This window comes from Aeromicrobium sp. Leaf291 (assembly GCF_001423365.1).
Taxonomy (GTDB): domain Bacteria; phylum Actinomycetota; class Actinomycetes; order Propionibacteriales; family Nocardioidaceae; genus Aeromicrobium.
Genome location: NZ_LMNM01000001.1, coordinates 118,604 through 131,861, shown reverse-complemented (window position 1 = coordinate 131,861; position 13,258 = coordinate 118,604). Strand labels below are relative to the sequence as shown.

Here is a 13,258-nt window from a genome sequence, read left to right as displayed (position 1 = left end):
GACGTGCGCCGGGGCAGCGGTGCGACCTGTAAGAAGGTTCACCGGTGTCCTACTTCGCGAGGGCGCCGTCGATGGCGTCGATGAACTCGTCGGTCGTGGACGGGGTCAGGGGTTCGCCGTTGAGGAAGAACGACGGTGTACCGGTGACGCCGAGCCGCTCCCCGTCTGCCACGTCCTTGGCAACGCGCGCTGCGACATCGCGGCTGGCGACGTCGGCGTCGTACTGAGCCATGTCGAGGCCGAGCTCCTGGGCGTAGCTGCGGAACAGGTCGGCCTTGGAGTCTTGGGACTCGCCCCACTCGGCCTGGGTGTCGTACATCCGCTTGTACATGTCCTCGAGCTTGCCCTGACGGGCGGCGGACTCTACCGCATACGCGGCGTTGTTCGCGTTCGTGTGACTTGGGATCGGGAAGTAGCGCAGGACGAACGTGACCTGGCCGTCGTACTGCTCGCGAAGCTGCTCGACGAACGGGTACGCGGCACGGCAGGCCTCGCACTCGAAATCGAGGAACTCCACGAGCGTGACCTTGCCGTCGTCGGCGGTGTCGAGACGGTGACTGTCAGCGCGAACGGTGATGTTCTCGCGTTCAGTGGCGTCGGCGGGTTCGGTGCCGGCGAGGCTCTGGTACACGAACGCCCCGCCGAACAGGGCTACTGCGATGAGCCCGAACAGGATCGCGATCTTGGTCTGTCTGGTCATGCTCTTCATCGGTCGTCTCGTTCCTGGGTGTGGGTCACCAGTCGATCTCGTGGCACTCGCGTGCTGCGGTGCGTTCGACCTGGAGGGTGGCGTGCTCGATGGCGTAGGTGGTCTTCAACGTGGTGCGGGCGTGTTCGAGGATGCGGGGGAACTCGTCGGTGTCGTCGGCGACGAGGTGGGCGGTGGCCACGTTCATGCCCGACGTGAGGACCCAGATGTGCAGGTCGTGGACGTTGGTGACTCCGGGGATGGCGGCCAGGTCGTCAGCGACGGCGTCGATGGCCATCCCTTCTGGGACGTGCTGGCCCAGGACGGCCAGGACCTGCCGGCCGAGGATGACGGCGCGGACGGCGACGAACGCGCCGATGGCCACGGCGACGACCGTGTCCCACCATGCCTGCCCGGTGGTCGCGATGAGGATGCCGGCGGCGACGACGCCGACGGACCCGGCGGTGTCGGCGACGACCTCGAAGTAGGCGCCCTTGACGTTCAGGCTCTCCTTGGACCCGGCCCGCAGCAGGAGCATCACGACGATGTTGACGACTAAACCGAGCCCGCCGACCACGACCATGGGCCCCGAGGAAACGTCGGGGTCGCTGCCGATGCGGCTGATGGCCTCGATGACCACGTAGACCGACACTGCCAGCATCAGCAGGACGGTCAGGCCGGACGCGAAGACCTCGGCCCGGTAGGACCCGAACGAGCGGCGGCCGGTCGTGTCCTTGCGGGTCGCGATCTTGGTCGCGGCCAATGCCGCGCCTAGGGCGACGACGTCGGCTGCCATGTGGCCGGCATCGGAGATCAGGGCCAGTGAGTCCGCGAGCAGGCCGTAGACGAGCTCGACGACGAAGAACGTTGCGATGAGGCCGAAGGCGATGGCCAGCTTGCCGCGGTAGCGGGCTCCGGCGTGTCCTGCCGGGGGCCCGTGGCTATGCCCGGATCCCATCAGGGCTTGCTGTCTGTGCCGAGCTGCAGGACCTGGGGTTCGGCGGCCGGTGCGCAGCAGTGGTCCTGGCAGTCGGTGCAGCCGCATCCGGCGTTGTCGTCGCTGTCTCGGCTGATGGGTGAGCAGCAGCCGTCGCCGCGCCATGCCTCGAGTCCTTCACGCACGGCGACGCCGGCGATGATGAGCCCGGCGATGGGATCAGCCCACGACCAGCCCAGCGTGGCGTTGAGGACCAGACCGACCAGGAGCACCGCGGACAGGTACGTGCACAGCAGGGTCTGGGTGCCGTCGGCGACGACCGCGTTCGAGCCGAGGGCCTTGCCGGTGCGGCGCTGCGCGTAAGAGATGAACGGCATCACGACCAGCGACACCGCTGCCAGGACGATGCCCACGGTCGATGGGTCGGACTCGGCGCCGGTCAGCAGGCTGCGGATGGACTCGAACCCGACGTAGGCGGCCAGGGCGAAGAACGAGAACGCCAACAGTCGCAGCGCCTGCTGCTCGCGGGACTCCGGGATGCGGTGGGAGAACTGCCACAAGATGATCAAGCCGCTTGAGACCTCCACGACCGAGTCCAGGCCGAACCCGACCAGCGCCACGGAACCGGCCACGACGCCAGCGGTGATGGCAATGACGGCCTCGACGACGTTGTACGTCACAGACAGGCCGGCAAGCATCTTGGCGCGACGTCCGAGGCGCTGCTTGGTTGCCAGATCGAGGGTGCTCATCGGTTGACTCCGTAGGTCGGGCACAGGGTGACGGCGAAGCCGGTCAGGTCCAGCAACGTCTCGGCCGCTGCCAGCAGCTGGGTCGTCGCTTCTGGGTGGGTGACGCTGAACACCGACGCTCGGCCTTGCGGTCGGGAGGTGACAAGACCGCACTCCTTCAGGCAAGCAAGGTGCTTGGAGACGGTCGACTGGGCCAGGCCCAGGTGCTCGGTCAGCTCAACTACCCGGTGCTCGCCGGACAACAGGTGCTGCAAGATCACCAGGCGCGAGCGGTCACTGAACCCGTGAAAGAGGCACGCAGCAGCGGTCAGAGGCTCTTCGGCTGTCGCAGCGGCTGTATCCAATGTCATCGTCATGCGGCGATGATAGCGCAGTCTGGTGAGCTCCGGGTAAGGTCAAGGCGCCGACGGGCGGACGCCTTGGTGGTTCAGCGGTCGAGCAGTCCGGCACTTGCGGCCGAGTGCGAGTCATTTCCCGCTCCGAGGTCGTCAGCGATCGACACGACGAGTCCGCCGAGCATGAAGGCGACGATGACCGCGACCAGGGCGTTGGTCGGGATGGACGGGATGAAGCGCCGGAACCCGGTAGCCGCGGGGGCGGCCTGGTGGTACTCGTGCGTCAGAGCGTGGCCCTTGCCTCGCTGGAGCAGGTACCGGTTGACCGGGTAGGCGGCGAAGAACGCCACCGTGAGCGAGATCATCATCCCCACCCAGAACAGCACGTTGACCAACCCGGCGTCCATGGCACCGGGGATGACAGCCATGACCAGGTTGTCCACGACTTCCATCGTCGCGATGGACAGCGTGTCCGCGGCCAGCACCACGCTCAACGCAGCACCCACTCCCAGGCCGGCCTTCACCAGCGGCAGCGAGGACAGCGAGAAGCCGAACACGAACGCCAGCGCCACCGAGATGACGATGGTGACGCCGTTGGACAGGCCCGCCGCGGTCCCGATCATCAGACCAAGGATCTCTCCGATGGCGCACCCGGTCAGGCAGTGCAGTGTCGCGCTGGCCGCCATCGAGTTCACGCCACCCCCATGACCGCTGTGCCCCGCGTCGCCGTGGCCGGTGTGGTCCATGTCGTGGTGGTGGTGTGTGCCGTGCTGGTCCATCGCGTCCTCCTGAGCCCTTTGTCTGGTCACTCAAGCATACCCCCGGGGGGTATAGGTCTCTGGTGGCGAGTGTTCGAGACCACGATGGCCTGTTCTCGTTCTGTCGGGCCGGTTGGAGCGCGGGTCCGTAGGATGAGGCTGATGTCGTACACCGTTGCACGCGTGAGAGCGTCCGTCGGCCCCCGGTGGCTGATGGCGCTGCTGGCCCCTGCGCTGATCCTGGGCATCGTGTTGATGCACAGCCTTCTGCTCGAGCCGGCGTCCGGTGGCGGGCACGACGCTCACGCCCAGATGGCTTCGTCGGCGACGCCGGCGCATCACTCCGACGTCGCACAGGTGGCCATGGTGGCCGCTCCGGACGGCGGCGATCCGATGGGTCAAGGCACCGAGGGCGGCATGGCCGACTGCAGCGGCTTGATGGCGATGTGCCTGGCTCTGCTGGTCTCGTTCGTCGCGTTGATCGGGTGGCCCCGTGGGGTGTTCCGGTGGGTGCTGTGGCAGCGCCCGCCGCCGACATCGGTACGGCTAGGAACGCTACGCAGTGCGTTCGAGGCCATGACGGCGCGACAACGCACCACTGTCATCCGCTGCTGACAGGCAGCTTTCGGCGTGATCCTGCGGGTTCACGCCGTTCAAGCGACCCCTGTCGAGCAGACCCCAAGGAGAACAGCTCGTGCGTACCCGAATGAAGGTGGCGACCCTGGTCGCCGTGGCGGCAGCAGCCCTGACCGCCTGTTCCAGCAGTGACGACTCGTCGGCCGATGCCGACTTCAACAAGGCGGACGTCTCGTTCGCCCAGGACATGATCCCGCACCACCGCCAGGCCACCGAGATGGCAGCGTTGGCCAAGACCCGCACCGACACCGCCGCAGTGCTGGAGCTTGCCGCGGACATCGAGGCCGCCCAAGGCCCGGAGATCGACACGATGACCGGCTGGTTGAACAAGTGGGGCAAGGACGTCCCCGCCGAGGGCGACGACATGGGCGGGATGGACCACTCGAACATGGGTGGCGACTCCAGCTCGATGCCGGGCATGATGAGCGACGACCAGCTGGCCGAGCTCGAAGCGTCCTCCGGCGCGGGGTTCGACCAGATGTTCTTGACCATGATGCTGGCGCACCACGAGGGTGCGGTCCAGATGGCCAAGGCTGAGCAGAGCGACGGCAAGAACGCCGACGCGAAGGCGCTCGCGGGCACGATCCGCAAGGACCAAACCGCCGAGATCGCCACGATGCGGGACCTGCTCGGTTCCTAGGAGCCGACACCTCGGCCCGCGCTCACCCTGGCAACAGGGTGTGGGCGCGGGTCGGACGGTCAACGACGCCATGACTCACACACACCTTCCCGCTCGGGTCGGCGCGACAGCGCTGACCCTGATGCTCACCTTGCTAGCTGCCTGCTCGCAGCCAGCCCAAGACGCCCCGACCGCTCTAGCGTTCGGGCACGTCCACGGCCTCGGCCCCAACCCAGCAACCGGCGAGCTATGGATAGCGACCCACGACGGCCTGTTCACCCTCGACGACGGCAACCCCCAACGGGTCGAACAGGCCCCGCACGACCTGATGGGCTTCACCGTCACCGGTCCCGACCAGTTCGCCGCCAGCGGACACCCCGCAACCGCCGGCGCGACCAACCCGATGGGACTGGTCACCAGCAGCGACGCCGGCCGCACCCTCGACCCGATCAGCCTGACCGGGCAGGCCGACCTGCACGCCATCGACACCACCGGAACCAGAGTCGTGGCCTACGACGCGGTCACTCAGACCGTTGTCGAGTCCACCGACAACGGACGCGCCTTCACCCCGCTGGCGCAGCTGCCGGCCATTGACGTGGCAATCGGCCCAGACGACAGCGTCTTGGTCACCGGCGCCAACTACACACTGGGGCAGGTCATTGGCGGTCAGACCGAACGAGTCAGCACTGCGCCGCCGCTGGTCTACATCGACGGCGACACCACGCTGGCCGGGATCTCGCCGGCCGGGCTCGTGTGGTCCTCGGTGGACGGTCAGACCTGGAAGGGCCGCGGCGAGCTGCCCGGACAGCCGCAAGCGCTGACGGCCAACGACGACGCCTGGTACGCCGCCACCACGACCGGCATCTACGAGAGCACCGACGACGGGGCCACCTGGAAGGCCATGCTGTGAGCGGCGCTCGGCGGCGCCACCCGACCAAGAGTGAGCTGACGGTTCGGCGGCTATCGGTAGCCGTGGCCGCACTCGCTGCGGCGACGTTGCTGGTGGCCGCCGGCGTCGCAGGCCGGACGGCACCGCCACGTCCCGACCCCGCCGCCCGGATCGCCCCCTCCCTCAGCACACCACCAGCCCCCGCAACACCTGCCACCAAGGCGCCAGAGCCAGCCGCGGCGAGGCCAACGCCAGCCCCTGATCCCACGACCGTCCCCAAGGCAGCCGACGGCACGTTCACCGCGGCCACGAGCACGGGTGAGCGCGTGGGTGAGGCCGGCACCGTCATCACGTACCGGGTGGAAGTTGAGGACGGGCTTGGGCTGAAGCTCAGCCGGTTCACCCGCGCCGTCGACGCCACCTTGGGTGACCGACGGGGCTGGACCGCCACCGGCGAACGTTCGTTCCGTCGCACCCCAGACGCGGCTTTGCGTGTGGTGCTGGCCAGCCCGGCGACGACCGATCGCCTGTGCGCGCCGCTACGCACCCGGGGTGAAGTGTCGTGTCGCAACGGCAACGACGTGGTCATCAACGGCAAACGGTGGGTCCAGGGCGTCGACTCCTACGACAACCTGGGCAAGTACCGCCAGTACGTCATCAACCACGAGGTCGGACACGCCCTCGGGTTCAACCACCAACCATGCCCTGCGCCTGGCGCCAAGGCACCGGTCATGCTCCAGCAGACCCTGGGCCTGGACGGATGCGCGGCGAACCCATGGCCATGACCTGCGACCCACGCCCCGGGTCCCTGACCCCGAAGGACTTCACCCTGGACTCAGCGTCCACACGAGCGGCCTCCGTCCACACGACAGGACGCTTTGGGAACCACGATCTCGTCCTGCGGCCGCCACAGCTTCTGGACGGCCCAAGTTGGCGCCACACGTGTCTGCGCGAAGCCGACCGCCTCCAGCCGTCGATCGGGTCTGCGGACGTGGACTGGGACGCGTCGGTGTCGCTGACCTCGTGGGCCGACAAGGTTGCCGCTCAGCGGGCCGCGGCACGCGCCGGGCGGCTGGTCCCTCTCGTCCTGGTCAACGGTGGCGGAGATGTCCTGGGCGAGATCTCCTTCGCCATCGACCCCCGCACCGGTGTCGCCGAGCTGTCGATCTGGTTGTCCGCGAACACATCAGCACCAGCACGCGCGTGGGCGTGGCGCACCGCCCTGACCCACGTGGTCGGGCTGCCGGCCACCATCCACGGCGTCGTCGCACCCGTAGCAGTCACCAACCCAGCCCCGGGGCGGATGCTGACCGAGCTCGGCTTCACCCGACGCGCGACCGCCAACCAGCTTCGCCCGTACGACGGCGTCCCGACCGACCACGACATCTGGTGGCTCCCCCGCACCACATGGGTCGAGACGGCGCCTAGCCCGCCGACGCGAGTGGCCGGCCGGGCACGGGTGGCGACGCTCTCTGCGTTCGCCCCGATGTTGTTGCCGTTCGCGCGAGTGGCCGTTCGACGCGGCCGACGGGTCCTGCACCGCTCCACAAAACCATCGGCCCAGCTTCCACATGCCCACGAGCACGGGGTGCGTCTACCCCACGACGGCTTCGGGACCGTCACCATAGACGGCTCGCCCGCCGGAGTCGCGGACATACGGCACGACCACGGGTCATCAACGCTCGAAGTCTGGACCGACCTCAAGGACCTCGACACCGCACACCGAGTAGCCCAGGCACTACAAGATCTCGCGGACACCACAGGCGCACGGCGCCTGGCATGGAGCGTCCGACCTAGCTCAGTCGAGCAGGCCGCAGCAACAGCCATCGGGCTCGCCCTCGAGGGGCACACGTCGCCACCGGTGTGGGCTCGCGACGACCCGCACGAGCTGTGGGCTCGAGCGCAGAACCGACCACACCCCACCCCAACCGCCACCAACCCTCAACCGAAGGAACCCTGATGAATATGAACATGACCAACAACGTCCCGGACTGGCTCACACCCATCGCCTGGGCGTTCATCGCCCTTGCGGTGCTCAGCGCAGCTCTCATCGCCATCGACATCTACGGCCGTGGACGCCGGCACCGCACCGTCGCCACCGAGGTCGTCTGGGTGTGCTCTGGTCTCTACCTCGGACCCGCAGCACTATGGCTGTACTTCAAGAGCGGTCGAGCTCCTGCCCGCACCGGCCACGTCGACCGCGACTCCGCAGCGTCGGCGGCGAGCGTCAGCCTGCCCGGCGGGGCGGCCAGCGCCGTTGCGCACCTCGTCGGAGTGCCCCTGGTCCTGGCCTCGGGCCTGACCATCGCGGGCATCGACCTGTGGGTCATGCTGCTGGTCATCGGGGCACTGGCCATCGTGCTGCTGTTCACGTTCGAGCGAACCGCCGCGACAGGGTTGAGCGTCGGCGCCGCAGCAGGCGCAGCGGTGCTGACCGTGCTGGCGTTCGACATCGGCATGGCCGGCTGGATGCTGCTGCTGCACTTCAACGAGTACATGCCCCCCGCTTCGGAGGGGTCGTTCTGGTTCCTCATGCAGATCGGCATCGTTCTCGGCCTGGCCACCGGCTACCCGGTCGCCGCGGTCCTGGCACGCCGCAACGGTGCCGCCACAGCAGCCATCACGCGGTAGACACCACGACGACCGCGCATGAGATGGGCCGCGCCGAGCATGCACCCGGCAAGGACGCGGACCTGGCGCTGCGGACCACGCCGACAGCCCAGACATCACCGCGTCCACGGCGACTGCCTGGACGCGATCGGGGCGTCTACTGGTGACGGCGGTGGCACAGTAGGAAGCGAACCCGCCGGCCAGGAGGAGCGTCCGATGCGCGTTGAGTTGTTGTACTTCGATGGATGCCCGAACTGGACGGTCGCCGACGGGCGGCTGTCCGAAGCGCTTCGGGCCGCGGATCACGAGGACGTCATCGTGGAGCGTCGCCGGGTCGAGACCGTGGAGGAGGCAGAGGCGGTGGGGTTCTTGGGGTCTCCAAGCATCCGCATCGACGGCATCGACCCGTTCGCGTCCGGTACCGAGCACGTGGGGCTCGCCTGCCGGGTCTACACCACACCGACAGGGCTCAGTGGCACACCCACCACTGACCAGCTGATCGCGGTGCTGCCGTGAGACGCGCGGTCCTCGTCCTGATCGGGGCCTACGTCCTCATTGCAGCCGGCAACAGGATCGCGGAGCACCTCGGCGCGATGCGCTGCGGCTGCGCTGAGGACTGCTGGTGCCGCAAGCCCGGCCTGAGCCTGTTTCGCTGGGTGTTCCCATGGGAGCACCGGTCCGCGCACGCTGCCGAGGACGACACCGAACTCGACTCGATGCGCAACTGAGCCGTAGCCGTGGCCGAGGGGCAGAGCTCGCGAGGAGCCGACCAGAGGTGCCCGCAAGCAGACGCCGGAAGCTCTACAGGTTCCGTCAAGTGGGTCTACGGTTGGGGCGAACTACCGGCTCGCTCGGTGCCGCCTGTGGGCGCAGTGAGCGCCAGAAGGGTGGGGTGAGCACGAATGCTCACCCCACCCTTGGTCGTTCGGTCTTAGGCTGCCTGGGGCAGCTCCAAGTTGATCTGCACCTCCGCCGCGATGGCCTCGCACAGGCTGCACCCGGGAGTCAGGACTCCCGGCGGGTGCTCGTAGGAGAGCTCCTCCACGGCCCAGAGTCCGAACTGCTCCTCGTGCAGGTCCGGGAACTCGTCCTGGATCGTCTGCTCGAGCTCCAGCTGCAGCGACCACAAGGCGGTCGCGTCGTCGAGGGAGTGCGACCGGTGCTCGGCCGCGGTGATGGCGACCCGGCGCCGCATCATCAGCAGGACGTCCCTGCGTCGACGCGCCTTGACGTCGCTCAACCGGATGACCCCATCGGGGACGTTCTGACTCCAGTCGTTTGTCTTCATTTGTGGCCCTCCAGGGGCGTGGGCGCTGCCTCGGACCTGGATGTCCTCGGTCATGCGCGGAGTGGCCGAAGCCCTCACGCAGCACGGTGACGGCGCACCGGCCTCACGCAATGACGGGAATGGTTGAGGCCAAGTTCGGCGCTAAAACGTTTCCGCGACACCGCCGTCGTGAAGACGGCCAGGTCATCATCGAGACCTAGGTCATCTTCTCCAGGCAGATGGGCGACCGCCTGGAGATGTGTTCGAGGAGGTCAGGCGCGGCAGGCGCGTCGCGTGGACCGTTCGGTTGGGTAGGGAGCGAAGGTGCCGTGGCGATCCTTTGGATGCTGGGAAGTCGAAGGTTAGGGTTTTGAGGAGGTCGCGCTATGTCGAACATCCTCAAAGTGACGAAAGTGGACCAAAAACTGAAGTTGTGATGTACAGTCGTAGGTCAGGTGGCGAAGACGACGAACGGACTGCAGATGAACAGCACGGGATCCTTTCTCGAGACGGCCTTCGGTGGAGACGCGGCGAAGATCGAGCGCGCATTCGTGGCGGCGGGTGTTGAGGCGCACAACCGCTCCTTGGAAGCGAAAGTCGCGTCCCAGCTGAAGACGAACCATGCCTACGGAGGTACCTGTTGGCTCGCGCTTGCTGAGGAAATCGTCGATCGCGTCGGGTCGGAGCTGGAGGGTGCGCACGTGGTGCCAGTGCCCGGAGCGCCGTACTCCATCCTCATCAAGGACGGCTATGCCATCCTGCCGGTGAAGGTCATCGAGGGCGGTACACGCGACGGCCGAATGCGTGCCAGCGTCTCGGATCTGCGGGCTCGTCTTGCCAGCGTCAACAAGCCTGGAGTCGAGCAGCAGTCTCTCTTCGACGCTGATCAGGACAACAGCGATGCCGCAGGCGAGGTGGTCGTGGCTGCGCTGGAGGAGCTGGAGAGGGAACGGGCATCGGTGGAGGCCATCGCGTCCGTGCTTGTTGTAGCGGCGTTCCAGTGTGGCCCGAGCACCGGCTTGAGGGCTGTCCAGGTAGGCATCGCAACGTTCGACGCCGATGGGTTCATCGACTTCACCGACAGTCAGAAGCTGTCGCTACTCGACACCCCCATCCCCTTCCCAACCGTCGCATCCGTCAAGGGCGATACGTTCGACACGGCCCCTCGTCCGATGCCGCGCCTCGAACTCCAGGAGGAGCCCGCGCTCGGCGGAGAAGTTTCCGAGCAGAAGTAGTAGGAGCGATGTCGAACAGCATCTTCTTCGAGCCCGGGCGCCTCCGGCAGGCCCGGGAAGTCGCCCTGCTGAACAAGAAGGAGGTGGCTGAGGCTAGTGGGGTCTCGGCCGCCGCCATCGGGCAGTACGAGGCCGGCATCTCGACCCCGCGCCCGGACACTCTGATCCGGCTGGCCGATGCACTCGATGTACCCGTCGAGTTCTTCGAGCCGGGGCGCCCCCTCCAGGCTCTGGACACGAGCGACACCTACTTCGAGAGCCTGCGCGCGACCACGGCCAAGCAGCGCAACGCAGCCACGTCGTTTGCTGAACAGGTATGGGAGCTCTCGCACGCGCTCGAGACTCATGTGCGGTTCCCGCAGATCGATCTGCCCAACCCTCACAGTCCCGCGGACATCACCTACACACCGGAGGCCGCGGCCCGCGCAACGCGCGCCTCGTGGGAGCTCGGTAGCGAGCCCGTCGGGCACCTCGTGGCGCAGCTGGAGTCGCGGGGCGTCATCTGCTGCCTTGCGCCGCAGACACCCGCCGGGGTGGCGCGTATCGACGCCTACTCGACACTGAAGTTCCCTCGTCCTGTGGTCGTGCTCACCGCTGATCGGGCCGACGACATTCTTCGTCACCGGTTCAGCGCGGCGCACGAACTCGGACACCTAGTTCTGCACCACGGGGTTCCCTCTGGCGAGACCTGGCTCGAGCGTCAGGCCGATGCCTTCGCGGCTGAATTTCTGACGCCGGCCGTCAAGCTGCGTGAAGAACTGCCCGGCCGTCTCCACTTCCCGACTCTGTACAACCTCAGCGAACGGTGGGGAGTCTCCGTCACGAGCCTCATCTTCAGGGGCAAGGAGCTAGGCATCTACTCCGAAAGCACGGCTCGTCGCGGGTACATCCGATTGGCGCAGGTCCCTCAGACCGCACGCCCTATCCGGGAGTACGACGGCGAGGTTCCTTCAATGCTGCGTGCGGCGTTCGAGCTCGCCGAAGCGCGAGGCGTCACCGCCGGGACCCTCGCCGCTGAGCTTCGTTGGAAGCCCCGACGCGTCCGGCAACTTCTTGGCGCGGTCGACGACCCTCGGCCACAACTGCGCGTGGTGCGTTAGAGGGTCGCGCAGCGTAGGGCTGGCGGCGTGGCTCCACCCTCAGGCAGACCACACTTCGTCGCCCACCACGCTCGGTTGGCGGCGCGCAAGGACAACCTCGGCGACACGCACCCGCGAAGGTGTCGGGTCTGGCATTCCAGATTGAACGCGAAATGTGTGGTCAAACGGCAAAAAATGTGTGACAACTCTCGGCGATCCAGAATTCTGGCCCGTGGTTAGCGCGTTTTGGAGTTGTGTAAGTACCCCGCCGATGACGAAGGCCCCGAGCGTTCTGTGCTCGGGGCCTTCGTCGTCCCCGGGTGCTGGGGATGTGGGAGGAGCGACGGCTCCCACCGCCACTGCCGACGACGAACCCCCGGTTGGGACTGGATCTCCCGTCCGTCCGGGGGTTCGCCGTGACCTCACCGAGACGAGCTCATTGGTCGATCGACGCCATGTTCGCGTCGTCGTGCCGGGCTCCGGACGGTGCCTCGAGCGACTCGAGCCGGTGGATCTGGTCGGCGGCGAGCTGTACCCGGTCGGCCGCCGTGTTCTCCTCCACGCGGGCGACGCGTCGGGTCCCGGGCATCGGGGCGATGTCGTCGCCGCGGGTGAGGATCCAGGCGAGAGCGGTCTGGGCCGGCGTGGCACCGACCTCGGCGCCGATGGCCTTGACCTCCTCGACGAGACGGAGGTTGCGCCGGAAGTTCTCCCCGACGAACCGCGGGTTGGTCTTGCGCCAGTCGTCGTCCGCGAAGTCGTCGACCGAGGTGATCTGCCCGGTCAGCAGGCCGTGTCCGAGCGGCGAGTACGGCACGAAGCCGATGCCGAGCTCGCGCAGGAGCGGCAGGATCTCTGCCTCCACGTCCCGCGTCCACAGCGAGTACTCGGTCTGCAGTGCCGAGACGGGGTGCACGGCGTGGGCGCGACGGATGGTGTCCGGTGACGCCTCGGAGAGCCCGAAGTGCAGCACCTTGCCCTCGGCGACGAGCTCGGCGACGGCGCCGGCGGTCTCCTCGATCGGGGTGCCGGGGTCGACCCGGTGCTGGTAGTAGAGGTCGATGTGGTCGGTGCCGAGGCGTCGCAGGGAGCCCTCGACGGCGTTGCGGACGTTGGCCGGGCTGCTGTCGATGACGCCCGGGCCGTCGCCTGCGTGGGAGACCAGGCCGAACTTGGTGGCGATCCTGACGTCGTCGCGGCGGCCCTTGACCGCCCGGCCGACGATCTCCTCGCTGAGGTACGGGCCGTAGATCTCGGCGGTGTCGACGTGGGTGACCCCGAGGTCGAGCGCCCGGCGGATGGTGCGGATCGACTCGGCGTCGTCGAGGCCGCCCTCTGAGGTGTACGTGCCGGCCATGGTCATGGCACCGAGACCGATGCGCGAGACGTCGAGGCCGTTGAGGGAGAGGTGCTTCATGGTTCCTTCGTCCTGGGAGGTGGTGCGGGCTCATGCCCA

Annotated in this window: 17 protein-coding genes; 10 read left to right on the top strand and 7 right to left on the bottom strand. The window is 67.6% G+C overall.

Features of this window, described 5'->3' with window-relative positions:
• Window positions 1-49: 49 nt before the first annotated feature.
• The 5 genes from ASF35_RS00640 to ASF35_RS00620 all read right to left on the bottom strand — a co-directional run bounded on the left by ASF35_RS00640 (window position 50) and on the right by ASF35_RS00620 (window position 3,488).
• The gene (locus ASF35_RS00640; protein ID WP_055965989.1) at window positions 50-700 is read right to left on the bottom strand and encodes a thioredoxin domain-containing protein; all 651 of its coding nucleotides are present in this window, start codon (window positions 698-700) and stop codon (window positions 50-52) included.
• Window positions 701-734: 34 nt separating this feature from the next.
• On the bottom strand, window positions 735-1,646 hold the full coding sequence (locus tag ASF35_RS00635; protein WP_055961315.1) for a cation diffusion facilitator family transporter: 912 nt from the start codon (window positions 1,644-1,646) through the stop codon (window positions 735-737).
• Entirely contained in the window at window positions 1,646-2,374 is a 729-nt protein-coding gene (locus tag ASF35_RS00630; RefSeq protein WP_055961312.1) for a cation diffusion facilitator family transporter, read from the bottom strand. The genes ASF35_RS00635 and ASF35_RS00630 overlap by 1 nt, the downstream gene beginning before the upstream one ends.
• A complete protein-coding gene (locus ASF35_RS00625) occupies window positions 2,371-2,730 on the bottom strand; it encodes a helix-turn-helix transcriptional regulator (protein ID WP_055961309.1) in 360 nt (119 codons plus the stop codon). The genes ASF35_RS00630 and ASF35_RS00625 overlap by 4 nt, the downstream gene beginning before the upstream one ends.
• Before the next feature lie 71 nt (window positions 2,731-2,801).
• Window positions 2,802-3,488: a DUF4396 domain-containing protein gene (locus tag ASF35_RS00620; RefSeq protein WP_235492840.1), complete on the bottom strand. Its 687-nt coding sequence runs from the start codon at window positions 3,486-3,488 to the stop codon at window positions 2,802-2,804.
• A gap of 141 nt (window positions 3,489-3,629) precedes the next feature.
• Between ASF35_RS00620 and ASF35_RS00615 the strand changes: the two genes are divergently transcribed.
• From ASF35_RS00615 to ASF35_RS00585, 8 genes are all read left to right on the top strand, one after another.
• The gene (locus ASF35_RS00615) at window positions 3,630-4,082 is read left to right on the top strand and encodes a hypothetical protein (RefSeq protein ID WP_156364628.1); all 453 of its coding nucleotides are present in this window, start codon (window positions 3,630-3,632) and stop codon (window positions 4,080-4,082) included.
• 79 nt (window positions 4,083-4,161) lie between these two features.
• The gene (locus ASF35_RS00610) at window positions 4,162-4,743 is read left to right on the top strand and encodes a DUF305 domain-containing protein (protein WP_235499084.1); all 582 of its coding nucleotides are present in this window, start codon (window positions 4,162-4,164) and stop codon (window positions 4,741-4,743) included.
• Window positions 4,744-4,813: 70 nt separating this feature from the next.
• The gene (locus tag ASF35_RS17850; protein WP_156364627.1) at window positions 4,814-5,632 is read left to right on the top strand and encodes an exo-alpha-sialidase; all 819 of its coding nucleotides are present in this window, start codon (window positions 4,814-4,816) and stop codon (window positions 5,630-5,632) included.
• Window positions 5,629-6,396: a DUF3152 domain-containing protein gene (locus ASF35_RS17535; protein ID WP_308200642.1), complete on the top strand. Its 768-nt coding sequence runs from the start codon at window positions 5,629-5,631 to the stop codon at window positions 6,394-6,396. The genes ASF35_RS17850 and ASF35_RS17535 overlap by 4 nt, the downstream gene beginning before the upstream one ends.
• 206 nt (window positions 6,397-6,602) lie before the next feature.
• Window positions 6,603-7,571 (top strand): GNAT family N-acetyltransferase, encoded by a 969-nt coding sequence (locus ASF35_RS17530; RefSeq protein ID WP_156364626.1) that lies wholly within the window; start codon window positions 6,603-6,605, stop codon window positions 7,569-7,571.
• Entirely contained in the window at window positions 7,571-8,242 is a 672-nt protein-coding gene (locus tag ASF35_RS00595; protein WP_082480866.1) for a DUF4396 domain-containing protein, read from the top strand. The genes ASF35_RS17530 and ASF35_RS00595 overlap by 1 nt, the downstream gene beginning before the upstream one ends.
• A 195-nt stretch (window positions 8,243-8,437) precedes the next feature.
• Complete coding sequence (locus tag ASF35_RS00590; RefSeq protein ID WP_055961297.1) at window positions 8,438-8,737, top strand: hypothetical protein; 300 nt, start codon at window positions 8,438-8,440, stop codon at window positions 8,735-8,737.
• Complete coding sequence (locus ASF35_RS00585) at window positions 8,734-8,949, top strand: hypothetical protein (RefSeq protein WP_055961295.1); 216 nt, start codon at window positions 8,734-8,736, stop codon at window positions 8,947-8,949. The genes ASF35_RS00590 and ASF35_RS00585 overlap by 4 nt, the downstream gene beginning before the upstream one ends.
• A gap of 203 nt (window positions 8,950-9,152) precedes the next feature.
• Here the strand turns inward: ASF35_RS00585 and ASF35_RS00580 are convergent, their stop codons facing one another.
• Entirely contained in the window at window positions 9,153-9,509 is a 357-nt protein-coding gene (locus ASF35_RS00580; protein WP_055961292.1) for a hypothetical protein, read from the bottom strand.
• A gap of 434 nt (window positions 9,510-9,943) precedes the next feature.
• Here ASF35_RS00580 and ASF35_RS00575 point away from each other — a divergent pair, with 434 nt between their 5' ends.
• Both ASF35_RS00575 and ASF35_RS00570 read left to right on the top strand, forming a co-directional pair.
• Window positions 9,944-10,723 carry a hypothetical protein gene (locus tag ASF35_RS00575; protein ID WP_156364624.1) on the top strand — a complete coding sequence of 260 codons (780 nt, stop codon included), beginning with the start codon at window positions 9,944-9,946 and terminating at the stop codon, window positions 10,721-10,723.
• An 8-nt stretch (window positions 10,724-10,731) separates the two neighbouring features.
• Window positions 10,732-11,823, top strand: a complete 1,092-nt coding sequence (locus ASF35_RS00570) for an ImmA/IrrE family metallo-endopeptidase (RefSeq protein WP_055961286.1) — start codon at window positions 10,732-10,734, stop codon at window positions 11,821-11,823.
• Window positions 11,824-12,238: 415 nt separating this feature from the next.
• Here the strand turns inward: ASF35_RS00570 and ASF35_RS00565 are convergent, their stop codons facing one another.
• The gene (locus tag ASF35_RS00565; protein ID WP_055961283.1) at window positions 12,239-13,219 is read right to left on the bottom strand and encodes an aldo/keto reductase; all 981 of its coding nucleotides are present in this window, start codon (window positions 13,217-13,219) and stop codon (window positions 12,239-12,241) included.
• Between the last annotated feature and the right edge of the window lie 39 nt (window positions 13,220-13,258).

What these genes read in the sequence shown, in the direction of transcription:
- ASF35_RS17850 (WP_156364627.1), top strand. Translation starts at nt 4,814, where the DNA reads ATGACTCACACACACCTTCCCGCTCGGGTCGGCGCGACAGCGCTGACC.
- ASF35_RS00570 (WP_055961286.1), top strand. Translation starts at nt 10,732, where the DNA reads ATGTCGAACAGCATCTTCTTCGAGCCCGGGCGCCTCCGGCAGGCCCGG.
- ASF35_RS00635 (WP_055961315.1), bottom strand. Translation starts at nt 1,646, where the DNA reads ATGGGATCCGGGCATAGCCACGGGCCCCCGGCAGGACACGCCGGAGCC.
- ASF35_RS00620 (WP_235492840.1), bottom strand. Translation starts at nt 3,488, where the DNA reads ATGGACCAGCACGGCACACACCACCACCACGACATGGACCACACCGGC.
- ASF35_RS00590 (WP_055961297.1), top strand. Translation starts at nt 8,438, where the DNA reads ATGCGCGTTGAGTTGTTGTACTTCGATGGATGCCCGAACTGGACGGTC.
- ASF35_RS00565 (WP_055961283.1), bottom strand. Translation starts at nt 13,219, where the DNA reads ATGAAGCACCTCTCCCTCAACGGCCTCGACGTCTCGCGCATCGGTCTC.
- ASF35_RS00595 (WP_082480866.1), top strand. Translation starts at nt 7,571, where the DNA reads ATGAATATGAACATGACCAACAACGTCCCGGACTGGCTCACACCCATC.
- ASF35_RS00580 (WP_055961292.1), bottom strand. Translation starts at nt 9,509, where the DNA reads ATGAAGACAAACGACTGGAGTCAGAACGTCCCCGATGGGGTCATCCGG.
- ASF35_RS00615 (WP_156364628.1), top strand. Translation starts at nt 3,630, where the DNA reads ATGTCGTACACCGTTGCACGCGTGAGAGCGTCCGTCGGCCCCCGGTGG.
- ASF35_RS00625 (WP_055961309.1), bottom strand. Translation starts at nt 2,730, where the DNA reads ATGACGATGACATTGGATACAGCCGCTGCGACAGCCGAAGAGCCTCTG.
- ASF35_RS00630 (WP_055961312.1), bottom strand. Translation starts at nt 2,374, where the DNA reads ATGAGCACCCTCGATCTGGCAACCAAGCAGCGCCTCGGACGTCGCGCC.
- ASF35_RS00640 (WP_055965989.1), bottom strand. Translation starts at nt 700, where the DNA reads ATGACCAGACAGACCAAGATCGCGATCCTGTTCGGGCTCATCGCAGTA.